This window comes from Altererythrobacter sp., assembly GCF_050299635.1.
GTDB lineage: Bacteria > Pseudomonadota > Alphaproteobacteria > Sphingomonadales > Sphingomonadaceae > Erythrobacter.
Genome location: NZ_JBNKWF010000010.1, coordinates 22,676 through 47,373, shown reverse-complemented (window position 1 = coordinate 47,373; position 24,698 = coordinate 22,676). Strand labels below are relative to the sequence as shown.

At 61.1% G+C, this 24,698-nt stretch carries 24 protein-coding genes and 1 tRNA gene; 12 read left to right on the top strand and 13 right to left on the bottom strand.

Going from position 1 to position 24,698, the window contains the following annotated elements:
• Positions 1–215 precede the first annotated feature (215 nt).
• The gene (gene gyrA, locus ACQY6C_RS07255; protein WP_427966829.1) at positions 216–3,050 is read left to right on the top strand and encodes a DNA gyrase subunit A; all 2,835 of its coding nucleotides are present in this window, start codon (positions 216–218) and stop codon (positions 3,048–3,050) included.
• Between the two features lie 30 nt (positions 3,051–3,080).
• Here the strand turns inward: gyrA and ACQY6C_RS07250 are convergent, their stop codons facing one another.
• Positions 3,081–3,737: a lysoplasmalogenase family protein gene (locus ACQY6C_RS07250; protein WP_427966826.1), complete on the bottom strand. Its 657-nt coding sequence runs from the start codon at positions 3,735–3,737 to the stop codon at positions 3,081–3,083.
• Between the two features lie 66 nt (positions 3,738–3,803).
• On the opposite strand from ACQY6C_RS07250, the gene trmFO reads away from it, so the two are divergent.
• A complete protein-coding gene (trmFO, locus tag ACQY6C_RS07245; protein WP_427966823.1) occupies positions 3,804–5,171 on the top strand; it encodes a methylenetetrahydrofolate--tRNA-(uracil(54)-C(5))-methyltransferase (FADH(2)-oxidizing) TrmFO in 1,368 nt (455 codons plus the stop codon).
• A 3-nt stretch (positions 5,172–5,174) separates the two neighbouring features.
• Here trmFO and ACQY6C_RS07240 read toward each other — a convergent pair whose 3' ends face one another.
• The 5 genes from ACQY6C_RS07240 to ACQY6C_RS07220 all read right to left on the bottom strand — a co-directional run bounded on the left by ACQY6C_RS07240 (position 5,175) and on the right by ACQY6C_RS07220 (position 9,195).
• Positions 5,175–5,633, bottom strand: a complete 459-nt coding sequence (locus ACQY6C_RS07240) for a hypothetical protein (protein WP_427966821.1) — start codon at positions 5,631–5,633, stop codon at positions 5,175–5,177.
• Positions 5,634–5,670: 37 nt separating this feature from the next.
• A complete protein-coding gene (locus tag ACQY6C_RS07235) occupies positions 5,671–6,324 on the bottom strand; it encodes a squalene/phytoene synthase family protein (protein WP_427966818.1) in 654 nt (217 codons plus the stop codon).
• Position 6,325: 1 nt separating this feature from the next.
• Entirely contained in the window at positions 6,326–7,708 is a 1,383-nt protein-coding gene (locus ACQY6C_RS07230; protein ID WP_427966815.1) for a pyruvate dehydrogenase complex E1 component subunit beta, read from the bottom strand.
• Positions 7,708–8,787 carry a pyruvate dehydrogenase (acetyl-transferring) E1 component subunit alpha gene (gene pdhA, locus ACQY6C_RS07225; RefSeq protein ID WP_427966812.1) on the bottom strand — a complete coding sequence of 360 codons (1,080 nt, stop codon included), beginning with the start codon at positions 8,785–8,787 and terminating at the stop codon, positions 7,708–7,710. The genes ACQY6C_RS07230 and pdhA overlap by 1 nt, the downstream gene beginning before the upstream one ends.
• 132 nt (positions 8,788–8,919) lie before the next feature.
• Positions 8,920–9,195 (bottom strand): FtsB family cell division protein, encoded by a 276-nt coding sequence (locus ACQY6C_RS07220; protein ID WP_427966809.1) that lies wholly within the window; start codon positions 9,193–9,195, stop codon positions 8,920–8,922.
• A 237-nt stretch (positions 9,196–9,432) separates the two neighbouring features.
• Between ACQY6C_RS07220 and ACQY6C_RS07215 the strand changes: the two genes are divergently transcribed.
• On the top strand, positions 9,433–10,284 hold the full coding sequence (locus ACQY6C_RS07215; protein ID WP_427966807.1) for a mechanosensitive ion channel family protein: 852 nt from the start codon (positions 9,433–9,435) through the stop codon (positions 10,282–10,284).
• A 78-nt stretch (positions 10,285–10,362) separates the two neighbouring features.
• On the opposite strand, the gene ACQY6C_RS07210 is transcribed toward ACQY6C_RS07215, so the two are convergent.
• From ACQY6C_RS07210 to grxC, 4 genes are all read right to left on the bottom strand, one after another.
• Positions 10,363–10,439 (bottom strand) — tRNA-Arg (locus ACQY6C_RS07210).
• A gap of 210 nt (positions 10,440–10,649) precedes the next feature.
• Positions 10,650–11,126: a DUF1178 family protein gene (locus ACQY6C_RS07205; RefSeq protein WP_427966804.1), complete on the bottom strand. Its 477-nt coding sequence runs from the start codon at positions 11,124–11,126 to the stop codon at positions 10,650–10,652.
• 9 nt (positions 11,127–11,135) lie between these two features.
• Complete coding sequence (locus ACQY6C_RS07200) at positions 11,136–11,954, bottom strand: carbon-nitrogen hydrolase family protein (protein ID WP_427966801.1); 819 nt, start codon at positions 11,952–11,954, stop codon at positions 11,136–11,138.
• A 9-nt stretch (positions 11,955–11,963) separates the two neighbouring features.
• Entirely contained in the window at positions 11,964–12,227 is a 264-nt protein-coding gene (gene grxC / locus ACQY6C_RS07195) for a glutaredoxin 3 (protein ID WP_427966798.1), read from the bottom strand.
• 183 nt (positions 12,228–12,410) lie between these two features.
• Here grxC and ACQY6C_RS07190 point away from each other — a divergent pair, with 183 nt between their 5' ends.
• A complete protein-coding gene (locus tag ACQY6C_RS07190) occupies positions 12,411–12,887 on the top strand; it encodes an Hsp20 family protein (protein ID WP_427966795.1) in 477 nt (158 codons plus the stop codon).
• Between the two features lie 443 nt (positions 12,888–13,330).
• Here ACQY6C_RS07190 and ACQY6C_RS07185 read toward each other — a convergent pair whose 3' ends face one another.
• From ACQY6C_RS07185 to tpiA, 3 genes are all read right to left on the bottom strand, one after another.
• Positions 13,331–14,965 carry a CTP synthase gene (locus ACQY6C_RS07185; RefSeq protein ID WP_427966792.1) on the bottom strand — a complete coding sequence of 545 codons (1,635 nt, stop codon included), beginning with the start codon at positions 14,963–14,965 and terminating at the stop codon, positions 13,331–13,333.
• Between the two features lie 91 nt (positions 14,966–15,056).
• Positions 15,057–15,440, bottom strand: a complete 384-nt coding sequence (gene secG / locus ACQY6C_RS07180; RefSeq protein WP_427966789.1) for a preprotein translocase subunit SecG — start codon at positions 15,438–15,440, stop codon at positions 15,057–15,059.
• Positions 15,441–15,528: 88 nt separating this feature from the next.
• The gene (gene tpiA / locus ACQY6C_RS07175) at positions 15,529–16,290 is read right to left on the bottom strand and encodes a triose-phosphate isomerase (RefSeq protein ID WP_427966786.1); all 762 of its coding nucleotides are present in this window, start codon (positions 16,288–16,290) and stop codon (positions 15,529–15,531) included.
• A 195-nt stretch (positions 16,291–16,485) separates the two neighbouring features.
• Here tpiA and ACQY6C_RS07170 point away from each other — a divergent pair, with 195 nt between their 5' ends.
• From ACQY6C_RS07170 to lexA, 8 genes are all read left to right on the top strand, one after another.
• Complete coding sequence (locus tag ACQY6C_RS07170; protein ID WP_427966784.1) at positions 16,486–18,432, top strand: SurA N-terminal domain-containing protein; 1,947 nt, start codon at positions 16,486–16,488, stop codon at positions 18,430–18,432.
• Between the two features lie 11 nt (positions 18,433–18,443).
• A complete protein-coding gene (trpE, locus tag ACQY6C_RS07165) occupies positions 18,444–19,973 on the top strand; it encodes an anthranilate synthase component I (protein WP_427966991.1) in 1,530 nt (509 codons plus the stop codon).
• Positions 19,970–20,794, top strand: coding sequence for a phosphodiester glycosidase family protein (locus ACQY6C_RS07160; protein WP_427966781.1), 825 nt, complete (start codon positions 19,970–19,972; stop codon positions 20,792–20,794). Before trpE ends, ACQY6C_RS07160 begins: the two co-directional genes overlap by 4 nt.
• On the top strand, positions 20,791–21,375 hold the full coding sequence (locus ACQY6C_RS07155; RefSeq protein ID WP_427966778.1) for an anthranilate synthase component II: 585 nt from the start codon (positions 20,791–20,793) through the stop codon (positions 21,373–21,375). The genes ACQY6C_RS07160 and ACQY6C_RS07155 overlap by 4 nt, the downstream gene beginning before the upstream one ends.
• Positions 21,372–22,364: an anthranilate phosphoribosyltransferase gene (gene trpD, locus ACQY6C_RS07150; protein ID WP_427966775.1), complete on the top strand. Its 993-nt coding sequence runs from the start codon at positions 21,372–21,374 to the stop codon at positions 22,362–22,364. The genes ACQY6C_RS07155 and trpD overlap by 4 nt, the downstream gene beginning before the upstream one ends.
• A gap of 10 nt (positions 22,365–22,374) precedes the next feature.
• A complete protein-coding gene (gene trpC / locus ACQY6C_RS07145) occupies positions 22,375–23,160 on the top strand; it encodes an indole-3-glycerol phosphate synthase TrpC (RefSeq protein WP_427966772.1) in 786 nt (261 codons plus the stop codon).
• A 172-nt stretch (positions 23,161–23,332) separates the two neighbouring features.
• The gene (gene moaC, locus ACQY6C_RS07140; protein ID WP_427966769.1) at positions 23,333–23,821 is read left to right on the top strand and encodes a cyclic pyranopterin monophosphate synthase MoaC; all 489 of its coding nucleotides are present in this window, start codon (positions 23,333–23,335) and stop codon (positions 23,819–23,821) included.
• A 176-nt stretch (positions 23,822–23,997) separates the two neighbouring features.
• The gene (lexA, locus tag ACQY6C_RS07135; RefSeq protein WP_427966988.1) at positions 23,998–24,684 is read left to right on the top strand and encodes a transcriptional repressor LexA; all 687 of its coding nucleotides are present in this window, start codon (positions 23,998–24,000) and stop codon (positions 24,682–24,684) included.
• Positions 24,685–24,698 lie beyond the last annotated feature (14 nt).

The window sequence follows — 24,698 nt, the reverse complement described above, 5'->3', positions numbered from 1 at the left end:
AATTTGCAAATCCTCGTAGAAGGATGCGGCTGAACGCGCATTGAATGCGGCAATCCGCCCGACTTCGGCGATAAGTTTCCTTCGTGCTGCACTTTATGTGGAAAACGACGCAGTTGAGCCAGTTTTGTTCCGGCAATTGGTGGTGAATTCGGGGTGCGCTCCCTACATTGGAGCGGATAACTCTACTCAGGAAAAAGACAAGAAACGGGCCCGTTTTGAGCGACGAAACCGACACCATTGCCCCGCCCGCACCGATGGGTGAATTCGAACGCATCGACATCGTCGATGAGATGAAAACCAGCTATCTCGATTACGCGATGAGCGTGATCGTCAGTCGCGCACTGCCCGATGTGCGCGACGGTTTGAAGCCGGTCCACCGGCGTATCCTCTATGCCAGCCAGGAAGGCGGATTTGTCGCCGGCCGGCCCTATCGCAAGAGCGCCAAGATCGTCGGCGACGTGATGGGTAACTACCACCCGCACGGCGATAGCGCGATCTACGATGCGCTGGCGCGCATGACGCAGGATTGGTCGCTGCGCGTCCCGCTGATTGACGGGCAAGGCAATTTCGGTTCGATGGATCCGGATCCGCCGGCCTCGATGCGTTACACGGAAGCGCGGCTGGCGCGGGTCGCCAACAGCCTGCTTGACGATCTCGACAAGGACACTGTCGATTTTGCCGACAACTATGACGGGTCGCGCAGCGAACCGACAGTTCTGCCCGCCCGCTTTCCCAACCTGCTGGTCAATGGAGCCGGCGGCATTGCGGTGGGTATGGCCACCAATGTCCCGCCGCACAATCTGGGCGAAGTCATCGACGGCTGTCTCGCCTTCATTGAAGACCCGGCCATCAGCAATGAAGAATTGATCGAGATCATTCCCGGCCCCGATTTTCCCACTGCCCCGCTGATCTTGGGGAAGTCTGGCGCCAAGGCGGCTTATACCACCGGGCGCGGATCGATCCTCATGCGCTGCCGCCATGAGATTGAGGAAAGCCGTGGCGACAAGCGCGCGATCGTACTCAGTTCGATCCCCTATCAGGTCGGCAAATCGGGCCTGGTCGAGAAGATCGCCGAAGCGGCCAAGGACAAGCGGATCGAAGGCATCTCCGACATCCGCGACGAAAGCTCGCGCGAAGGTGTGCGTGTGGTGATCGACCTCAAACGCGATGCGACGCCTGACGTGGTGCTCAACCAGCTTTGGCGACATACACCGGCGCAGGCGAGTTTCCCGGCCAATATGCTGGCAATCCGTGGCGGTCGGCCGGAAACGCTGACGCTGCGCGACATCGTGCAGAGCTTCATCGGCTTCCGCGAGGAAGTCATCACCCGTCGCACCAAGTTTGAACTCAACAAGGCGCGTGACAGGGCGCATATCTTGCTGGGGTTGGTCGTCGCGGTATCCAACCTGGACGAGGTTGTCGCGATCATTCGCGGTTCGTCCAATCCGGCGGACGCGCGCGCCAAACTGCTTACGCGGGATTGGCCGATCGGGGACATTGCGCAATATATTCGCCTGGTCGAAGCGATCGAACCCAATGCCGAGCAGGAAGGCGGCACCTACCGCCTATCGGAACGCCAGGTGAAAGCGATCCTGGATCTGCGGCTGCATCGCCTGACAGCGCTGGGCCGAGACGAGATCGGCGACGAGCTCAAGGAACTGGCGGCGGCAATCGAGGAATATCTCTCGATTCTGGCTGACCGCGTGAAGCTCTATCGCGTCATGCGCGAGGAGCTGGAGGAAGTTAAGGCAACCTACGCCACGCCCCGCGTGTCGGAAATCGCTCCGGCCTGGGACGGGTTGGAAGATGAAGATCTGATCGAGCGCGACGAGATGGTCGTGACGGTGACGCTCGATGGCTACATCAAGCGTACCCCGCTCTCGACCTTCAGGGCGCAAGCACGCGGCGGCAAGGGCCGCGCAGGCATGTCGACCAAGGAGGAGGACGCCGTATCGGAGATGTTCGTCACATCGACGCACAATCCCGTGCTGTTCTTCTCCACCGCGGGCAAGGTCTATCGTCTCAAGGTCTGGAAACTGCCCGAAGGCGGGCCGGCCACGCGCGGCCGCCCGATCGTGAACATGCTTCCCGCGCTCGACGACGGCGAAACGATCCGCACGGTTCTACCTTTGCCTGAAGATGAGGATAGCTGGGGCGCACTCTCAGTCGTCTTCGCGACGGCCAAGGGTAACGTCCGCCGCAACAGCATGGACGCCTTCGCCAATATCCCCTCGAACGGCAAATATGCCATGAAATTCGATGAGGACAGCAACGACCGGCTGATCGGCGTTGCCTTGCTTGAATCGACCGACGATGTCCTGCTTGCGAGCCGGATGGGCAAGGCGATCCGCTTTGCAGGCGACGATGTGCGCGAGTTCACTTCGCGTACTTCAACCGGTGTCCGCGGTATGAAGCTGAAACCCGATGACGAAGTGGTTTCGCTCTCGATCCTTCACCGGGTCGGCACCGATCCCGAAGAGCGCGAGCAATATGTCAAGTTCGCGCCGTGGAAAGCGGAGAAGGAAGGCGAGCCCGATCTGACTGCGGATCGCTTTGCCGAATTGCAGGAGAACGAGCAGTTCATCCTGACGGTCTGCGCCAACGGTTATGGCAAGGTCTCCACCGCCTATGAATACCGGCGCATCGGCCGCGGCGGTCAGGGCATCGTCAATATCGACAATATCAAGCGCAACGGCCCGGTCGTGGCGAGCTTCCCGGTCAGCCATGGCCAGCAGCTCATGCTGGTGACGGACCAGGCCAAGCTGATTCGCTTGCCGCTCGATCTGCGGCATCTTGTCGAAGACGAGGAGCGTGCCGACAAGGCATTCCGGATTATCGGGCGAAGCTCTGCCGGTGTGCGGCTGTTTAACGTTTCGGAAGGCGAAACCATCGTCAGCGCGGTTCGGATTGACGAAACAGAGGCTCCGGAAGACGAAGCCGAGGAAGCGGTTGCGGAAGAAATGATGAACCGTCGTGGTGGCGATGACCTGAGCGAACAGCAGACAACTCCGCATTCGGACAAGGACATCGACGGCGAGCCGGAGAATTAGGATGACTTAGGGTGCTGCCTCGGTCGCGCCCTATTCGTCCTCTTCGGCAAGCTCGTGGCGCAGGACCTGCGTCACGCCTGTCGCGATCAGGAACTGCCCGATAAAATAGAGCGGCCAGATCAGATAATGCGGAAGATCTCCCAGATCGATCGGACCCAATCGGCTGAAGATCAGGAAGTCGGAAATAACGAACATCACAGCGCCCAGCCCCACGCGATAACGCGGAAAACGGCTCATCCAGGCGGTCGAGGCCATTCCGCCCAACGACAGGCCATACAGCGCAACGCCATAGTCGCGCGCGAGGAACCAGCAGATCAACGGCGTGCCAAGCAGGAGCGCGACTGCGAGCGCCTTCTGGCTACCGGTCACATGATGTCGCGGATGGCGCAGATAAAGCGAGATGGCGGCCAGATGGGACAGGAAGAAAGCGAATCCTCCTGCTTCGAGCGAGAGTTCGATCGCCATGTCGCCCGCTGCGGATAGCGCCATGACGAGCGTAAGGATCAGCGAATCATTTCCGACCCCGCGGCGATAGGCATAGGCCGCCAGCGCCGCCACGGCGGCGCCCTTCACAAGAATCAGCCAGGCTTCGGGAAAGGGGGCATCCCGCAGAAAATAGAATGCGACCGCCGCGATAAGCGCAGCCAGCAACCAGGGGCGATGATTGACCAGCGCGCGTTTGGGCATGGGCGATCCTTCCTGTCAGCGTGTGTGGACTTGCAGGAGCCACCCCGCAAGTTCTAGGGGCCGCGCATGACACACGATGTCCACATCATTGGCGGCGGGCTCGCCGGGAGCGAGGCCGCCTGGCAACTTGCGCGGCGCGGCTTCAGCGTGCGCCTGTCGGAAATGCGGGGCAGCGGAGAAACCACTCCGGCACACCAGACCGATGGCCTCGCCGAACTGGTCTGTTCCAACAGCTTCCGCAGCGACGATAGCGACAAGAATGCGGTTGGCTTGCTCCATCACGAGATGCGGCAGCTCGATTCGCTCATCATGCGCGCGGGCGAAGATGCGCGCGTGCCGGCTGGCAGCGCGATGGCAGTCGATCGGGATGTGTTTTCGGCCAATGTCCAGCGCGCACTTGAAGAACATCCCAATGTCACCGTGGTGCGTGAGCGTATCGACGCCTTGCCCGAATCGGGCATGACCATCGTGGCGACCGGACCGCTGACTGCGCAGGCGCTGGCAGGCAGCATCGTCGCAGCGACCGGACAGGAACGGCTTGCCTTCTTCGATGCGATCGCGCCGATCGTCCATCGCGATAGCATCGACATGGATATCTGCTGGATCCAGTCGCGCTGGAACAAACGCACCGAAGTTTCCAACGAAGACGGCGACTACATCAATTGCCCGATGACAAGGGAGCAGTACCTCGCCTTTCATCAGGGATTGCTCGATGGCGAGAAGACTGAGTTCCGCGAGTGGGAAAAGGATACGCCCTATTTCGATGGCTGCATGCCGATTGAAGTGATGGCGGCGCGCGGAGTAGACACTTTGCGATTTGGACCGATGAAGCCCGTCGGCCTCGACAATCCGCGCGACTGCACGCCGGAGTTTCCGCAAGGCCGCTGGCCCTATGCGGTGGTTCAACTAAGGCAGGACAATAAGCTCGGCACGCTATGGAACATGGTCGGTTTCCAGACCAAGCTGAAATACGCCGCGCAGGTCGAACTGTTCCGCACCATTCCAGGGCTGGAGAATGCCGAGTTCGCGCGGCTGGGCGGGTTGCATCGCAACACTTTCCTCAATTCGCCTATGCTGCTTGACCGGCAATTGCGACTGAGGAACGCGCCGCATATCCGCTTTGCCGGACAGGTTACGGGCTGCGAGGGATATGTCGAAAGCTCTGCGGTTGGGCTGATGGCCGGGATGATGGCGGCGTGCGAACTGGCGGGCCGCGAGTGGCCCCCCCTACCCCGCACTACCGCGCTGGGTGCATTGCTCAGTCACATTACAGGCGACGCCGAGGCGGACACCTATCAACCGATGAACGTCAATTTCGGGCTTTTCCCACCGCTACACGACGTGAAGAAGAAGCAGCGCAAGGAAGCCTATACCGCACGCGCCAAGGCCGATCTTGGCGAATGGCTGGCCGGGTTCGAGAGCGTTCCCGCCTGAGTGTCAGCAACGGCATTTGGGTTTTGCAACCCGCTTTGGCGCAGTGGTGGCGAACTCCTGCGGTGTGAGCCTGCCGTCGCCATCGCTATCGGCCCCATCGAAACGTTCAGCCGTGGTCACTGCCCATTCCTCGAATGTCAGTAGATTGTTCCCATCGACATCCAGCTTGCGGAAGCCGTCGCTGCGGGTCGAAAGCATTTCGTTGCGGGTGATGGTGAGGTCGCGATTGCGGTCGTAACGGAAGAAGCGAATCTGCTCACGCGTCAATTCGCTCGCTTCAGGCGGCTGCGGGCCCGTCATATCGGCGGGGTCGGTTATCGGCAGATCTTCGGGAGACAAGGCTTCCTCCACCTCGGGCGGCGGAGGCGCCTTCTCTTCGACCTGCGCCCTGCCCTGCCACCAATAGAGGCCGACGCTGGAGAGGATCAGTCCCAGAAACAAGCCGAGCACCATACGGCCCATCGCGAATCTCCCTGCAATTAGCGAAGGATAGCCGTTCTCAGCGGCCCAGCAAACCGGCTCTGAGAGCGGTAAGCGCAGCCCCCCTTCCCTCCATCAGTGGACGGCCCCCGCGCCTGAGCGAACGCAGCGCCAGTGCATCGAGTACTGCAAGTCCGCGCAATGCGCGCGGAAGGGCAGTTCTTCGTGTTGCCAATTTGCTTGCGAGATCGAGCATCATCGCGCGCTCGTCCTGATCGGAAAGGTTCGCCGCTGCATCCACCAGCGCCCAACGCTGTGCGGATATGGCGATGTCGCCTGCCTCACCCTCATCGCCAGGCAGCACAAGGAAAGGCTCTGCGCGTGCAGCGGCAAAGGCCAACGCGGCTTCGCGCGGCAATGGCGGCTCGGCAAGCAGATGTTCCCAACCCTCCACCAGCCGTGTCAGCGCATGTTCGCGGCCTTGCCAGTGCTCACCGATCGCATCGAGAACGGCATCGCCTGTGGGTCGCTCCTCCACCGGCTTGGCAAGCATGTCGCGCCACCATGCAAGCCGCATCTGCGCCAGCATTGGTTCGGTCGCCGCGCTGACGATTCGCGCCAGCCTCTGGTCGAGCGCGAAGAACGTCGCCAGCGGCGCGCGCATCGTTGCCGGAGTATAGGCCAGCGCAAGCCGCAGTTCGGGCGCAAGGCCCTCTGCTTCCAGCGCTTCCACGTCAGTCGCGATAACAGACCTTTTTCACCGCTTCGACGATACGCGGCACGTCGATCAGCGCGATCTTCTCGAGATTGGCTGCATAGGGCAGCGGCACATCCTCGTTGCAGACACGCATGACCGGAGCATCGAGGTAGTCAAAGCCTTCCTCCATGCAGACTGCCGTCACTTCGGATGCGATCGAGCAGGTCGGCCAGCCTTCCTCCGCGATCACCAGCCGGTTGGTCTTGGCCAGGCTTTCGAGGATGGTCTGGTGATCGAGTGGGCGCAGCGTGCGAAGGTCGATAACTTCGGCATCGATGCCCTCTTCCGCGAGCTGCTCAGCCGCCTGGAGCGAATAGCCGACGCCGATCGAATAGCTGACGATGGTAACGTCATTGCCTTCGCGCACGACGCGCGCCTTGCCGATCGGCAGCACGTAATCGTCGAGGTCGGGCACATCGAAGCTGCGCCCATAGACCAGCTCGTTTTCGAGGAATACCACCGGGTCCTCGCTACGGATTGCAGCCTTCATCAGCCCCTTGGCATCGGCTGAGTCATAGGGCGCGATCACGATCAGGCCGGGAACGGCGGCGTACCAAGGGCCGTAGTTCTGGCTGTGCTGTGCGGCAACGCGGCTGGCCGCGCCGTTCGGCCCGCGGAACACGATCGGGCAGCGCATCTGGCCGCCCGACATATAGTTCGTCTTGGCCGCCGAATTGATGATGTGGTCGATCGCCTGCATGGCGAAGTTGAAGGTCATGAACTCGACGATCGGACGCAATCCGCCCATCGCCGCGCCTGTTCCGATCCCGGCAAAACCATATTCGGTGATCGGCGTGTCGATGACGCGCTTGGGCCCGAACTCATCCAGCAGGCCTTGCGTTACCTTGTAGGCGCCCTGATACTCGGCGACTTCTTCGCCCATCACGAAGACACGCTCGTCAGACCGCATTTCCTCGGCCATGGCATCGCGCAACGCTTCGCGAACGGTCACGCTGGTGAAGTTCGTGCCTTCGGGAATGGCTGGATCACTGACGGATTGCGCCACCGGCTTGGCGGGCGCTGGCGCCGTTTCGGCAGGTGCCGGTGCCGGAGCAGGTTCGTTCGGCGCTTCGGCCACAGCAGGAGCCGGTGCGGCAGCGGCTTCGGATACGTCCTCGCCCTCGCCTGCAAGCGTGGCGATAACAGTACCGACCGCGACATTCTCCGTGCCCTCGGGCACCATGATCTTCGCCAGCGTGCCTTCGTCGACCGCTTCGAATTCCATCGTCGCCTTGTCGGTTTCGATTTCGGCAATGATGTCGCCAGAGACGATCTCATCGCCTTCCTGCTTGAGCCAGCGGGCGAGCGTACCCTCTTCCATAGTCGGGGAGAGCGCAGGCATCTTCAGTTCAATCGCCATCAGTAGCTCTCCACCAGAACGTCAGTGTAGAGTTCGTTTGGTTCCGGCTCGGGCGAGCTTTCCGCAAAGTCGGCCGCCTCGGCTACGCGCGCACGGATCGCCTTGTCGATTGCCTTGAGTTCCTCTTCGGTCTTGCCGTTTTCGAGCAGCACCTTCTTGAGCCCTTCGATCGGATCCTTGTGCTCGCGCACGTCCTGCACTTCCTCGCGGGTGCGGTATTTGGCGGGATCGGACATCGAATGCCCGCGATAGCGATAGGTGTTGCACTCCATCAGCACGGGGCCGCCACCATCGCGCACATGCTTGAAGGCGATCTCCGCCGCCTGGCGAACCTCCAGCACATCCATGCCATTCACATCCATGCCCGGGATGCGGAATGCGGTGCCGCGGCGGTGGAACTCGGTCTCGGCGCTCGACCGGCCGACCGCAGTGCCCATCGCATACTGGTTGTTTTCGATCACAAACACGATCGGCAGGTTCCAGAGTGCCGCCATGTTGAATGTCTCGTAGACCTGGCCCTGGTTGGCCGCACCGTCTCCGAAATAGGCGAGGCAGAGACCGCCGTCTTCATTGTATTTGTGGGCCAGCGCGAGGCCCCCGCCGAGCGACACCTGCGCGCCGACGATACCGTGCCCGCCATAGAATTTGTGCTCGGTCGAGAACATGTGCATCGACCCGCCCTTGCCCTTGGAAATGCCGGCCTGTCTGCCGGTCAGCTCTGCCATGATGACATTGGGATCAATGCCATAGGCGAGCATGTGGCCATGGTCGCGATAGCCGGTAATGACGCTATCGAGCCCACCGGTAAGCGCCGACTGCAAGCCGACGGCGACCGCTTCCTGCCCGATATAGAGGTGACAGAATCCGCCGATCAGCCCCAATCCGTAGAGCTGGCCCGCTTTTTCCTCGAACCGCCGGATAAGCAGCATTTGCTCATAGAACCTGAGCATTTCTTCCGCACTCGCATCGTAGCGCGGCTTCTTCTCATGCGCTTCCTGGAGTGAGTGAAGGATGAAATCCGGGTTATCTGCGGCGGCCTTCTTGGCCGGTGTTTTTCGCGCTTTCGCGGATCTTGCCAAAGTCATTTCCTTGCTTCGTGACAAGGCCCCCGGGGAGTGACGGGCCGAGGCCAGCTATAGGCGCAAGGCATCGCTTTACGCAACGGAATCTCCGGTCCCTGCATACGAAATCAAGCGGCGATCAGCTTAAACTTATTGCTCGTCGAGCGTGATGACCACTTCGTCCGGATGGACGACATTGAGATTTGAGCGAAGCAGTTCCCCGACCAAGTCAGGGTCCGCCGCATCGGGATCGAGCATGTCGACCCTATTGCGCAGCTCGTCGCGCTTCTCCGTTAGCGCCGCGATCTGCGCTTCGCGTTGCTCCAGCACGGTCGCACTCTCGTTCCACGCAAGCAATCCGGTGGGCCCGGCCACCGCGAATCCGGTCAGCACAAGCAGGCCGGCCAAGGCCAGCGCTTGTCTCACTTGTTCATTCGGTGGCTTGCGCATCGATCCCTTGCACCTCTTCATAGACCACAGAATCATAGTTAACCGGTGGATTCAAGGGCTTTGTGCCCGCAATCAGCCGCAATGCGACGAGCCGAATGCATCCTGCCCTCCCCTTCGTGCACGATGGACAAAGGTGCGTGCGGATGCGAAGCCTGAACTATGAAGGCAAGAATCTGCCGTTAGTTCAGGAAACGAAAGGGATAGTTCGGGATCATGGCCCAGACCATCAATAACCAGCTCAGCACGATGTGGTACGGTTTTGCAGAGTCCATTCCGAGCCTGTCCATTGCACTGATCCTGCTGATGGTCACGGGGATCATCGCCAGTTTCGCGGTCAAGATCGCCGACAGGCTGATCGGCAAGACCGAATTGCGCCCTTCATTGCGCAACCTGATCGAGACGCTGGTCAAGCTGGGCGTGTGGCTGCTGGGATGGTTCATCGCTGCAATCGTGGTCTTCCCCGACCTGACGTTTGGAAGCCTGATTGCCGGCCTTGGCATCGGTGCGGTCGCGATCGGGTTCGCGTTTCAGGACATCTTCGAGAATTTCCTCGCCGGTGTGCTCATCATGCTGCGCGAAAAGATGCGCATCGGCGACATCATCGAATGCGAAGGGATCACGGGCAAGGTCGAGCACATAACCTTGCGCGAAACGCACATTCGCTCCGCTTCGGGAGAATTGACGGTCGTGCCCAATTCGATCCTGTTCAAGAACCCGGTCGAAATTCTCACTGACGTTGAGCAGCGCTGCCATACCGTTGTGGTCGGCGTCGCCTATGACAGCGATCTCGACAAGGCGTCGGAAGTGATCCGCAAGGCTGTCGAATCCGCTGAAGGAGTCGATGCGGCAAAGGGGATCGACGTCTTCGCCCATGAGTTCAATTCCAGCTCGATCGATTTTCTGGTGCGGTGGTGGGCGGGCTCCACTCCGCGCGCAGGCCATGAAAGCCGCGACCGCATCGTGCGTGGTATCAAGCGCGGGCTGGACGAAGCCGGGATTGAGATCCCATTCCCCTACATCACGCATACCTTCAAGGATAAGGTGCCGCTGGGAAATGTGGATTGAGGGGGTTTCCCGCCTCAAGTAGCGAAGCGATAGGCGGAAAAGAATCGCCTCAAGTAGCGAAGCGATAGGCGGAAAACATGGTGCGCCCGACAGGATTCGAACCTGTGGCCCCCAGATTAGGAATCTGGTGCTCTATCCTGCTGAGCTACGGGCGCCCAAGGCGGGCCTTTACTTGGGTAAGCACGGTCGCGCAACGACAGGATTGTCCTTCGCTTCGCTACGGACGTCTACGCTTTGCTCCGACTCCGAACCTGTGGCCCCCAGATTAGGGAAGCGCAGCTGTCCAAAGAACAATCTGATGCTCTATCCTGCTGAGCGATGGGGACATTCGAGCGCCGTTCAGGTGTGCGTGGAAACGAAAGCAATCAGTTGAGTTCTTCGGGCGGCGCGATGGGAAACGGCAGCGGTGCGACCGAAATACCTTCATCCAGAAGGTTCTGCGCCTCCTCGCTGCTGGCGCGGCCATGGATCGGCTTTTCGTCCTGCTCGCCATAATGCATCGCGCGCGAATGTTCGGCGAACTTGTCTCCAACCCAGGTGCTGTTCTTCAGCGCTTTCTCCTGCGCCTTGGCTAAAGCCGCGAGGGCTTTCTGGACTTCGGCCGGCATCGGCTTGTTGGAAACAGGGTGCTGTTCTTCCATCGCGCGGGGAGCGGTTGAGGTGTCCTGCGTATTGGCCTTGGCAGGTACAGCGGGCGCCATCGGCGCCTTGCCGACGGCGGGCGTGCCGCATTGCGGGCAGCACAACAGGCCGCTCGCCTGCTGGTCGGAGAAGTCGCTTGACGAGCCGAACCAGCCTTCGAACCGGTGGCCCTCGTCACAAATGAGATCGAAAACTATCATCGTGCCAGCCTATTTGGCGATTGCGCGACGGTTGGCAAGGCTTGGCAGCTGATTGCGGACTTCAGCGATGCGGCCCAGATCGAGATCGGCGAAGCCCAGTCCCGGCTTGTCGCCACCCATGTCGAGCAGAACCTCGCCCCACGGGTCCACCACCAAACTATGTCCATATGTGCGCCTGCCATCTTCGTGTTCACCCACTTGCGCAGCGGCGATCACGAAGGCGCTCGCCTCGATCGCGCGGGCGCGTTGCAGCACATGCCAATGGTCGCGCCCGGTTGGCACGGTGAAGGCGGCGGGAACGGCGATTGCATCACAGCGTTCCTGGCCGAGCGCATCGAACAGCGCCGGGAAGCGAATGTCATAGCAAATGGTCAGCCCCAAGCGGCCGAGCGGAGTATCTTCGACGGTGACGACTTCCTCGCCGGCTGCGTATGCGGCGCTTTCGCGCCAGCTCTCGCCGCTCGCCAGTTCGACGTCGAACATGTGGATCTTGTCATAGCGGGCCGCGATGCGACCATCCGCATCGATCACGAAGCTGCGGTTGGCCCAGCGCCCGTCACCCCTGGCTACCGCAAGTGAGCCCAGCGCCACCATAAGGCCGTGCTGGCGAGCCGCCTTGACGGCCGCATCGAGGACCTCGTTGTCCTCCTCTTGCACTATCTTTGGAGACGCGCGGCTGCGATCACGATCGAGCAAACCGCACATTTCCGGCGTGAACAGCATTTGCGCCCCGCCCTCACGTGCTGCACTGATGGCATCGCAGATGGCCCGCGCATTGGCGTGCGGGTCGATCCCACTGGTCATCTGGAGAATGGCGATGCGGGTCATTTGATGGCCTTAACCCGCCAGCAGGGTATCGAGCTTGCCGTCGCGTTCAAGCGCGTGGAGCTCATCCGATCCGCCAATATGGGTTTCGCCAATGAAGATCTGGGGAACCGTGCGCGCGTCGGGCGCCCGCTGCAACATCTCATCGCGTTTCGGACCACCCAGGGTGATGTCGAACTCGCTGAACTCAACTCCCTTTTGGTCGAGCAGCCGCTTGGCACGATAGCAATAGCCACAACCGAACTTGGTATAGATGTGCACTTGAGGCGTACTCATTTCAACTCCTTGAAATATAATAGGTTCTGTGTCGCATCTGCTATCTTGAACGACGAAAATTCATCCCTATCTTCTGATTGTGGCCATTCGCCGAAAACGGGATTGGCCATTCGGAGAGACGGGAATGCTGCGTTACGCAGGTTCCCGGAAATGTTCAAATTGCTCAACAGAGGATTTGTTTCGATGCCAAGACTTGATTTTACCCCCTATCGCCGCACGACCGTTGGTTTCGACCATCTGTTCGATCTGCTCGAAAGCCAGGTCCGCAACAATGGCGGCGACAATTACCCTCCCTTTAACATCGAACGGCGCGGTGATGACAATTATCGCATCACGCTGGCCGTTGCCGGATTCCGCCCGGCGGATATCGACATCACTGCCCAGCAAAACCTGCTGGTCGTTCAGGGTCGCAAGCGCGACGAGGTGCAGGATGGCGAAATGCTGCATGTCGGCATCGCCAATCGAGGCTTCGAACGCCGCTTCGAACTGGCTGACTATGTGCGCGTCGAAGGTGCCGATCTGGCGGACGGTCTGCTGGTGATCGATCTGGTACGCGAAGTGCCGGAGGCGATGAAGCCGAAGAAAATCGCCGTGAACGGGCAAAGCACGCTCAAGGCCGTACCCGCCGGAGACGATGCGGACGAAGCCGACGCGGCCTGAAATCTTCCGGCCCGCCGATTTTCCGAATTAAGCTGAATCAAATTGGGGGCGGATCTAGGTCCGCCCCCGCGACCTTTAAGTCGCCTCGACCGGAAGCCTCCGTCCGGGTCGCTGAAGACGGAGGATTCCGGTGCGAGCTCGATCGGACGCGCCAATGGCGCCGTCCATAATAATGTAATGCAACTCTGCTGCCCCACCAGCCCTTTAGGAAAACCTAAGGGCGATGCAGAGAGTTACGGGGAAAACGCCTGTAGGCGCAAGGAAAAAACGCGAAACTTGTAAAAACGCGCCACAATATTGCGCAAATCGCAATTATGTGACGGTGAGCGGCGATCCAGCGACGGAGAATTACCTTCGCCAGCGCACCGCGAATCCGCAAAAACGCAGCCGGACGAGCGGGCTAGCTGCGCTTGCTCACTCCTATCCGCGCTTGGGCCTTGACCTTAGAACAGCCGCGACTGCTCCAGCGCTGCGGCAATAAACCCGGCAAACAGCGGATGTGGATCAAATGGCTTCGACTTCAGCTCCGGGTGGAACTGAACGCCGACGAACCAGGGATGGTCGGGCCGCTCGACGATTTCCGGGAGGAGGCCATCGGGCGACATGCCCGAGAATACGAGGCCCTGCTTCTCCAATGGATCGATATAGGCGCCGTTGACTTCATAGCGGTGGCGATGCCGTTCGGAGATCGCAGTTTCTCCACCGTAGATCTGCGAGACATGGCTATTGGGCGAGAGCCTGGCTTCGTAGGCCCCAAGCCGCATCGTGCCGCCCAGATCGCCGCCCGCTTCGCGCTGCTGCAATCCCTCTTCACTCATCCATTCGGTGATGATGCCGACCACCGGCTCGCTCGTTTCACCGAACTCGGTGGAAGAAGCCTTTTCGTACCCGGCCTCCCTCGCCCCTTCGATGCAGGCCATCTGCATTCCCAGGCAAATGCCGAAGAAGGGCACCTTGCGCTCGCGGGCGAATCGTACGCTTGCAATCTTGCCTTCGCTGCCACGTTCGCCGAACCCGCCCGGCACCAGGATGCCGTGCATCGGTTCAAGCTTGGCGGCGATGTCCGAATCGTCCTCTTCGAAAATCTCCGCATCGATCCAGCGAATGTTGACCTTCACCCGGTTCGCCAGGCCACCATGGATCAGCGCTTCGTTGAGCGACTTGTAGGCATCGGGCAGCCCGACATATTTGCCAACCACGCCGATTGTCACTTCACCTTCTGGGTGGAAGTAGCGGTCGGTCACGTCTTCCCATGCGGCAAGATCGGGTTTCGGAGCATCCTTGATGCCGAATGCACGCAGAACCTCCGCGTCCAGACCCTCGGCATGATATTGCTGCGGCACCGAATAGATCGAGGGCGCATCGAGTGCGGGAATGACCGATTCGGCACGCACGTTGCAGAACTGTGCAATCTTGCGCCGCTCGCCATCGGGCAGCGGATGCTCGCAGCGGCACAGCAGGACATCGGGCTTGATGCCCAGGCTCGCCAGCTCGCGCACGGAGTGCTGCGTGGGCTTGGTCTTCAACTCGCCTGCGGCGGCGATATAGGGCACCAGCGTGACATGGACGGATACCGTCTGATCAGGCTCAAGCTCGTTCCTGAGCTGCCGAATCGCTTCCATGAAGGGCAGCGATTCGATGTCGCCCACCGTGCCGCCAATCTCGCACAGGATGAAATCGTGATCGTCCTGGTCGTCGAGCGCGAACTGCTTGATCGCGTCGGTCACATGCGGAATCACCTGGACCGTCGCACCGAGATAATCGCCGCGCCGTTCCTTCGCGATAATGTCGCGATAGACTCGGCCCGAGGTAATGTTGTCGCTCTGCCGCGCCGATACGCCGGTAAAGCGCTCGTAATGGCCGAGATCGAGATCGGTTTCGGCCCCGTCGTCGGTCACATAGACCTCGCCATGCTGATACGGGCTCATCGTGCCCGGATCGACATTCAGATAGGGATCGAACTTACGGATGCGGACCTTGTAGCCACGCGCCTGCAGGAGGGCAGCAAGCGATGCCGCCATGAGACCTTTGCCGAGCGAGGAGACCACGCCGCCGGTGATGAAAATATACCGCGCCATGGGAGTCGGGCCTTAAGCCTTGAATTGGATTCGGTGCAAGCAAATTGGGATCGCGGCATGTCCGCAATCCACAGCGAAGATGGAATTGGACCTATTCGGTCTGCCCGGCGAGCGGATCGTCGCTGGTGGCTGGCGCAGGCGCATCCGGTGCCGGGGCTTGTCCTGGCTGTGGCTCGACTGCGCCGCCCAGCGGATCGGCCGGTGCCACTTCGCGATCGAGTGTCGAGCTGATTTCGTCAGCGCCGGTCGTCTCCACCGCCACGGCGGCAAGAAGGATCGACAGTGCGACGAACGCCACAGCCAGCCACTTGGTCGTGCGGGTGAGAAAATCGGCCGCTCCGCGTGCGCCCATCAAGCCGCCGGGGCTTCCACCGATACCGAGACCACCACCTTCCGAACGCTGCATCAGGATGACCCCGACCAGCGCGGCGGCGACGATCGCCTGGACAACGGTGAGAAAGAGGAAAAGCGACATGGTTTGTTACTCGAGCAAATTGGTGACGCGCATGTAGGCGCGGCGCGGGTTCAGGACAAGGGGCGATGCCTTCCCTGAGTCCGCAGGATCAGACTTCGCCCGCCTCTGCGGCGGCCAGGGCGATTCCCATGAAGCTGTCTGCGGTAAGGCTTGCCCCTCCCACAAGCGCACCGCCCACTTCCTCGGCGCCCAGCAGTTCGCGGGCGTTCTCGGGCTTGACCGAGCCACCATAAAGGATGCGAACCTCGCTGCCCTGCTCTTCGCCGAACAATTCGACCAGCAGCGCACGGATGGCCTTGTGCATGGCCGAGACGTCTTCCGCAGTTGCGGTGTTGCCGGTCCCGATAGCCCAGATTGGCTCGTAAGCGATGGTGAGCTGTTCAGCTGCATTGGTGAATTGCGGCAAGGAAGCGCGCAACTGGTCGGTCACGAACTTTTCGGCCTTGCCCTTCTGGCGGGTCGCATCGCTTTCACCGCAACACATGATTACGCGCAGGCCGGCAGCCAGAGCGGATTCGGCCTTGGCCTTGACCAGCTCGTTGCTCTCGCCATGGCCTTCGCGGCGCTCGCTATGGCCAAGGATGGTAAATTTAGCGCCGGCATCGGCCAGCATCGAGGCCGAGATATCGCCGGTGAAAGCGCCATCTTCCGAGTGATGGCAATCCTGCGCCCCGATACCGATCTGCTCGGCCTCACGATGGGCGGCGTGGATCAGCGTGAAAGGCGGGGCAATCGCAACCTCGACCTTCATGTTGCGTTGTGCGGCACGATCGATAGCGCGCGCTTCAGAAAGCATCGCACGTGTACCGTGCATTTTCCAGTTTCCGACAATGTAGGGCCGCTGGGCCATGCATCTATTCCTGACGTGAAAACGAATCTTGCCCTTGGATATAGGGCGTGAGGGGCTGGGTCCGCTAGCCGACCTTGGGCTTACAGTCAAAACCGTATGTGACCTGTTGCCGCGAGGTCGCAGGGCCGATAAAGCGCACGCACAAATTCGCCTTTTCGCGCTTGTCCGGCGCAAATTCGGAAGTTCGGCCAATCCATGATCCAAATTTTTCGCAGGTTTTTCTCGTCCAAGCTGGGCCTCGCCATCACTTTGGCTTTCCTCGGGCTGATCGCGCTGGCATTTGCCAGCATGGATATCTCCGGAAACGCCACTTTCGGTGGAGTTTCAGGGGGTGACCGCGTGGCTGTCGTCGGGGATCAGAAGGTCGGCACGGCGGACCTCGCCAATCGCACAACTTCGGCGCTTGACCGTTTGCGTCAGGATGACCCTACTCTGTCGATGAAGGCTTTTGTCGAGCAGGGTGGCCTCGAGGAAGTGCTCGACCAGTTGATCAGCCGCTATGCCGTGGGCAACTATGCGCAAGAACATGGCCTGCGTGCCGGCGACAATCTGGTGAATAGCGAGATCCTGAAGATTTCTGCGTTCCTGGGGGCAGATGGCAACTTCAGCCAGGACGCCTATCGCCAGGTGCTTGCGCAACAAGGTTTAACGGACGCCATGGTGCGCGGCGACCTGCGCGATTCGTTGCTGCAACAGCAGATGATCGATCCTGCGGTTTCGGGTGTTCGCCTTCCGACCAAGATCGCGAAGCATTATGCCGCTCTCCTGCGCGAACGCCGCAAGGGCGCGATCGCCCTGGTTCCGAGCGCGGCCTTTGCTCCCAAGGATGATCCGACAGACGAACAGCTCAAGGCGTTTTACGATGAGAATCGTGCGCGCTACATCCGGCCCGAGCGGCGCACGATCCGCTATGCGAGCTTTGGAATCGGAAGCCTGGACGAAAGCGTCGAGCCGACCGAAGCCGAAATCGCGGCGCGCTTCAAGCGCGATGCCAGCGAATATGCGGCCAAGGAAACCCGCACGCTGACGCAGCTGATCGTACCGACTCAGGACGCTGCCAATACCCTGCGGGACAGAATTGCCGCAGGCGCCTCGATGGAAACCGTCGCCCGCGAAGCCGGTTTCAGCACCACTTCGATCGGTCCGGTCTCGCAATCGGATTATGAAGATTCGTCGAGCGCTGCGGTGGCCAAATCCGTGTTCGAGGCAGAGCGTGGCGCAATCGCCGCCCCTGCCCGCAGCGGACTTGGCTGGCATATCGTGCGCATCGACAAGATCGATCGGACCCCGGCCAAGACCTTGGCGCAGGTGAGCGGTGATATCCGCACTGCCCTGTTGGAGGAGAAGCGCATTGCTGCCCTCGCCGATCTCAGCGCGCGGGTCGAGGAACAGATCGACGAAGGCGCTCCCATGAGCGAAGTCGCCGAGCAATTGGGTGTCAAGGTCTCTACTACGCCTGCGCTGACTGCGGATGGCCGGGTTTATGGTCAGCCTGGCCAGGGTGTACCTCCGGAATTGAGCGGCACGGTGGAAACCGCGTTCCAGATGCGCGAAGGTGAGCCGCAGCTGGCCGAAGTCGTGCGCGGACAGACCTTCCTGATATTCGAAGTTGGTGAGATCACGCCCTCGGCCTCCGCGCCGCTCAGTGACATCAAGGATCAGGTGATAGCGGCATGGCGGCTTTCGGAAGGATCGCGACTGGCGCGCGAGGCAGCCGACCGTATCATTGGCCGGCTTGGCGGTGACGAGCCTGTTGCCACTCTGGCTGCGTCGGTGAGGCAGGAAGAGAAGCCACTTCCTCCCGCCGAAAATGTGGACCTGACCCGTGAGCAGCTTGCCGCGGCCCAAAACGGACAAGTGCCCGCGCCTCTCGCGCTGCTGTTCAGCATGGCCGAAGGAACGTCCAAGCGCCTTGAAGCCCCCAATGATCTTGGTTGGTTCCTGGTCGATCTTGACGAAATCTCCGTGGGGGAACTGGCGGACGACGATCCCATTGTTGCATCTGCCAAGCGCCAGCTCGAAGCGACCGCGACGCAGGAATATTCGGACCAGTTGGTCGCTGCCATGCGCGATGAGCTGGGCGTCGAGCGCAATGACAGCGCAATCCAGGCCGTTCGCAAACAGTTGACCGGTGAGAATTGAGGGGGCCTGAGCTGACTACGCTTGCTCCTGAAAATGCGGATGCGGCCGCGCGCCTTCTGCGTGACGGCAAGCCCGCGCTTGTCTGGCGCCGGGTCGTGGCCGATACGGAAACCCCTGTCGGCGCCGCAGCCAAGCTGATCGAGCCGGGCCGCGGCGACTTCTTGCTCGAATCGGTCGAAGGCGGCGAAGTGCGCGGGCGTTACAGCCTGCTTGGGCTGGATCCCGATCTGGTGTTTCGCGCTTCTGCCCATTCCGCCGAGATCAACCGCCAGTGGAAGCTTGACCGCGACGCATTCGATCCCTGTGCGGGCGACAGTCTGGAAGAGCTGCGTGCGCTAGTGGCCGAGTGCCGGATCGACACGCCTTCCGAGCTGCCACCGGCCCTCGCCTGTCTGGTGGGCTATTTCGGCTATGAGACGATTGGCCTGGTCGAGAAGCTACCGCGTGCGCCCGAAAGCGAACTCGCACTGCCCGACATGCTGTTTGTCCGTCCGCGCCTGATTCTGGTGTTCGATGGTTTGAGCGACGAGCTCTTCTGCATTGCGCCTGTCTGGGCGGGATCGGGCGATCCAGATGCAGCGATCGAGCGCGCGGGCGAGCGTATCGACGAAACACTGCGCGACCTTTCGACGCGGCTGGTCGAACCGGAGCGCGATGCGTCGCTGCCGGATCTCGCGCTCGCCCCGGTAATGGCAGGCGACGACTATAAGGCGATGGTGGCGCGCGCGAAGGACTACATCACGGCGGGCGATATCTTCCAGGTCGTGCTGGCTCAGCGTTTCACCTGCCCCTTCCCGCTCGCGCCCATCTCGCTCTATCGCGCGCTGCGGCGCGTGAACCCTTCGCCTTTCCTCTATTTCCTCGACCTGCCTGGTTTCGCCGTGGTCGGCTCGAGCCCCGAGATTCTGGTGCGGGTGCGCCCGGATAGCGAAGGGCGTGCGGAAATCACCATCCGTCCGATTGCTGGAACCCGCCCGCGTGGGGCCTCCCCCGAAGAGGACCGGGCGAATGAGCAAGGCTTGCTGGTCGACCCCAAGGAATGCGCCGAACACCTCATGTTGCTCGACCTCGGGCGTAACGATGTCGGCCGGGTTTCGGCACGGGGCAGCGTGCGGGTAACTGACAGCTTCACCATCGAACGCTACAGCCACGTCATGCATATCGTCAGCAATGTAGTGGGCGAACTGGCTCCCGAGCACGACGCGCTCGATGCTCTGTTCGCCGGATTTCCCGCAGGTACGGTCAGCGGCGCGCCCAAGATCAGGGCTTGCGAGATCATCGCCGAACTGGAGCCTGAAACGCGCGGGGCCTATGCCGGGGGCGTCGGCTATTTCGCACCGGACGGATCGGTCGATAGCTGCATCGTGCTGCGCACCGCCGTGGTGAAGGACGGCATGATGCATGTTCAGGCAGGCGCCGGCATCGTGGCCGACAGCGATCCCGATTACGAGCTCAACGAATGCAAGGCCAAGGCTGGTGCGTTGATCGCCGCCGCACGCGAGGCGGTGCGTGTCGCGGGCGAACCGGGATTTGGACAATGAAGCGATTGGCTGCACTCACACTTCTGGCCGCCCTGTCTGCTTGCGGCGATCCGAAAGCCGGCGAGCCGGTGATCCGCACCGAAATCGGCAAGGGTTCGGAGGAGATGGCAGCGGCTCGCAAGGCGCTCTCTCCCTGCGAACATGTCAAGTTTGAGGATGTGCCGCTGACCCATTGCGTGGCCGATCCCGAAAAGCATCGCATCCACACGGCACTGAACGGTGCCGAGGGGCAGCCTTACCGTTCGCTTAGTGCCTATGCGAAATCTCTCGGCGACGATGCGGTCAACATAGCTTTCGCCATGAATGGCGGCATGTATGACGGGGCTGGTGAGCCGATCGGATATTACGTCGAAGACAGCGAGCGCTTGCAGGAGCTCAACCGCAATGACGGACCGGGCAACTTCCATCTCAAGCCCAACGGTGTGTTCTATGGCACAGATGGCAAGTGGGAGATCAGGACGGCTGACAATTTCTATCACTCGGTCGGCGACCGCCCCCAATTCGGTACGCAATCGGGCCCGATGCTTGTGATCGATGGCAAGCTCCACCCGGAAATCCAGGATGACGGCCCGTCCAAAGCGATTCGCAACGGGGTTGGCGTCGACAAGCAGGGCCGCGCGCATTTCGTCATTTCGGATGCGCCATTGAGCTTCGGCCAGCTCGCGCGCTATTTCCGCGACGAACTCGAGACACCCAATGCGCTGTTCCTCGATGGTAATGTCTCGGAACTGTGGGACCCGCTGGCTGAACGGCTCGATACGGGAGTATCGATCGGTCCCTTGCTGGTGGTAACCAACCGCGAGGAAGTGGAAGCAGAATGATCCTCGTCATCGACAATTATGACAGCTTCACCTTCAACCTGGTCCATTATCTGATGGAGCTGGGTGCCGAGGTGCGTGTCGAGCGCAACGATGCGCTGACGGCAAACGAGGCACTGGCGACCAATGCCGCCGGTTTCCTCATCTCGCCCGGCCCCTGTACGCCCAATGAAGCGGGCGTGAGCCTGGATCTGGTGGCCGCCTGCGCCGATGCGGAAAAACCGCTGCTGGGCGTGTGTCTGGGTCATCAATCGATTGGCCAGCATTTTGGCGGAACAGTCGAGCGTGGCGGGCTGATGCATGGCAAGACTTCGCCGGTCACGCATGATGGGACGGGCGTGTTTGCTGGCCTGCCCTCCCCCTTCATTGCCACGCGCTATCACAGCCTGGTGGTACAGAATCAGCCCGATGAGCTACTCGTCAATGCGACTTCGGACGATGGCTACACCATGGGCTTCCGCCACCGCGACTTGCCAATCCACGGCGTACAGTTCCATCCGGAAAGCATTGCGACCGAACATGGACATGCGCTGCTGGCGAATTTCCTCAGGATGTGCGGCATGGAGGCTGTCGAACAGGTATGAAGACGCTGCCTGACGCTCGTGTGCACCTGACCGAGGCTGAGGCCGAGGAGGTTTTCGGCTGGATACTCGATGGCGAAACCAGCGAAGACGAGATCGCGCGCTTCCTGGTCGAAATGACCGAGCGTAGCGAAACGGCGGACGAAATAGCCGGGGCCGCCCGCGCGCTGCGTGCTCGCTATATCCCTGTGGCGGGGCCTGCCAATGCGATCGACGTATGCGGCACTGGCGGCGATGGGCACCACACGCTGAACGTATCGACCGCGGTGGGGCTGGTTGTCGCGGCATGCGGCGTGCCGGTCGCCCGCCACGGCAACAGGGCGATTTCATCGCTTTCAGGCGTGGCAGACACGCTGGAAGTGCTTGGGCTCGACATGGCCGCAGCCGGGCGCACTGCGGAAAAGACACTGGCCGAAATCGGCATCTGCTTCCTGTTTGCACCCAACCACCACCCGGCGATGGTACGGATACAGCCAATCCGCAAGAAACTCGGTCGCCGGACGATCTTCAACCTGATGGGTCCGCTCTCGAATCCGGTGGGAGTACGCCGTCAGCTGATTGGTATAGCCCGCCCCGGCTACGTCTCGATCTATGGCGATGCGGCAGCGCGGCTTGGAACTGATCGCACCTTCATCGTATCGGGCGACGAGGGGCTGGACGAGCTAAGCCTGGCAGGCGGTAACGAACTGGCCAATGTGACGGGGCACGAGTTCGCCATGCAGCGCGTGGATGCAACCATGGCCGGGCTGGAGCACGCACCGCTCGAAGCAATCCGTGGCGGCGATCCGGCGCATAATGCAAAGGCGCTGGCCGCCCTTCTGGCGGGCGAACCGGGCGCCTATCGCGAAACGGTCAAGTTCAATGCGGCGGCTGCATTGATCGTCGCAGGCAGGACCGAAGATTGGCACGAAGGCGCGGCGATGGCCGCCGAAGCGCTCGACAGCGGCAATGCGGCTGATCTGCTGCAACGCTGGATCGAGCTGGCGAAGTGAGCTTGCTGCCATGAACAAGCTGGACGAAATCTGCGCCGCAAAGCGCGAAGAGGTTGCTGCGCGCAAGTCAGCAGCTTCCTTTGCTGATCTGGTCGCCAGGGCCAGCGAACAGAGCGTGCCGCGCGGGTTCGAAGCTGCCCTGCGCAAGGCAAGCGAAACCGGCTTCGGCCTGATTGCCGAGATCAAGAAGGCTTCCCCTTCGAAGGGTCTGATTCGCGCCGATTTCAAACCGGCAGACCATGCTCGCGCCTATCAGGCGGGCGGCGCGAGTTGCCTATCTGTGCTGACCGACGAGCCCTATTTTCAGGGCCATGCCGATTATCTGGTTGCGGCGCGCGCGGCCTGCACGCTGCCCGCTTTGCGCAAGGATTTCATGGTCGATCCATGGCAATGCGCGGAGGCGCGCGCGATGGGAGCGGACGCGATCCTGATCATCGTCGCCGCACTGGACGATGGCGCGATGCTGGAAATCGAGGCTGCGGCGCGCGAACTGGGCATGGATGTGCTGGTCGAAGTGCATGACGAAGCCGAGATGGAGTGCGCTACACAGCTTCGCTCGCGCCTGATCGGGGTCAACAATCGCGATCTCAAGACCTTCAGGACCGATCTTGCGACGACCGAGCGGCTTGCGCCGCTGGCGCCCGAGGGTGCGCTGCTGGTCGGCGAGAGCGGGATCAACAGCCATGGCGATTGCCAGCGGCTCTCGCGCTGCGGCGTGCGGACATTCCTTGTCGGTGAGAGCCTGATGCGGCAGGATGACGTCGAGGCGGCGACCCGGGCACTGCTTGAAGGATAGTCTGTCCTACCACGCAACTTTGCGGCATAGCATGTTGCATGATCTGCCCGGTTTTTCCTGCCCGATCCGCCAATTGCAGTCTATCTCCAAGCGGCAGACTTTTTGGTCTTAGAACAGTGTTCCATGTGTTCCATCCTGTAGGAATTGATTCGCGTAAGGTACTGAAAAACCTATGAGCAAGCGACTTACCCACCTCGACGAAACCGGTGCCGCCCATATGGTCGATGTCGGCGGCAAGCCGGAAACCTTGCGCAAGGCGATTGCGGGCGGTTTCATCCGGATGAGCGATGATGCGCTCGCCGCGATCAAGGCGGGCGATGCGCCCAAGGGCGATGTGCTCGGCACCGCGCGTATCGCCGCGATCATGGCGGCGAAAAGAACCGCCGAACTTATCCCACTATGCCACCCGCTCGGCCTCGATGCGGTGGATATCGACTTCGCCTTCGAGGATACAGGCGTCCGCGTGACCGCCACGGCATCGCTGACTGGCAAGACCGGGGTTGAGATGGAAGCGATGGTTGCCGCTTCAACCGCGCTCCTCACCGTCTATGACATGGCCAAGGCGCTCGATAAGGGCATGGTGATCGAAGAGGTGCGCCTGCTCGAGAAATTGGGCGGCAAATCGGGCCATTGGCACGCAGAGGCCGACCCTGCAGCGTAAGCCGGCTGCCCCGGATTGAACATCACACCCCTGCCAGGCCCAAAGTTCGATAGCTGTTCAAAAATGGCGGAATTGCTTGACTTGGCGATTCTTGTTGCCTAATTGTTCCGCATTCGTTCACCTTAATTATGGGCGAATGGAACAGCGACCTGGGGCGACCAGAGGAGGTTTTCGCCATGCTGACGGCAAAGCAGCACGAATTGATCCGCTTTATCCAGCAACGTCTGGAGGAAACGGGCATTTCCCCCTCGTTCGAAGAGATGAAGGAAGCGCTGGATCTCAAGAGCAAGTCGGGCGTTCATCGCCTCATTTCCGCTCTGGAGGAACGTGGTTTCATCCGCCGCCTGCCCAATCGCGCTCGCGCGCTTGAAGTCATCAAGCAACCGGAAGATGTGACTCCTGCGGGACGTAGCCTGCCAACCAATGATGCGGTTGCCCGGGCGGTCTCGCCTGCCCCTGCAGCTCCCGAACCGGCCAACGACGTGATCGAGATACCGCTCCATGGCCGGATCGCTGCCGGTGCGCCGATCGAAGCGCTCGAAGGGCAAACATCGATGCCGGTTCCTGCGGCTCTGCTCGGCCCCGGGGATCACTATGCGTTGGAAGTTTCGGGCGATTCGATGATCGAAGCGGGTATTTTCGATGGCGATTACGCGCTGGTCCGTCGCACCGATACCGCGCGTGACGGGGAGATTGTCGTTGCGCTGGTGCGGAACGAGGAAGCCACGCTCAAATATCTGCGCCGTGAAAACGGCAAGGTTCGGCTCGACCCGGCAAACGGTATGTATGATCCACAGATCTACGATCCGCATGAAGTTGTGGTTCAGGGTAAGCTGGCTGGGCTGTTGCGCCGCTATCACTGAGCGGTCTCGGGCGT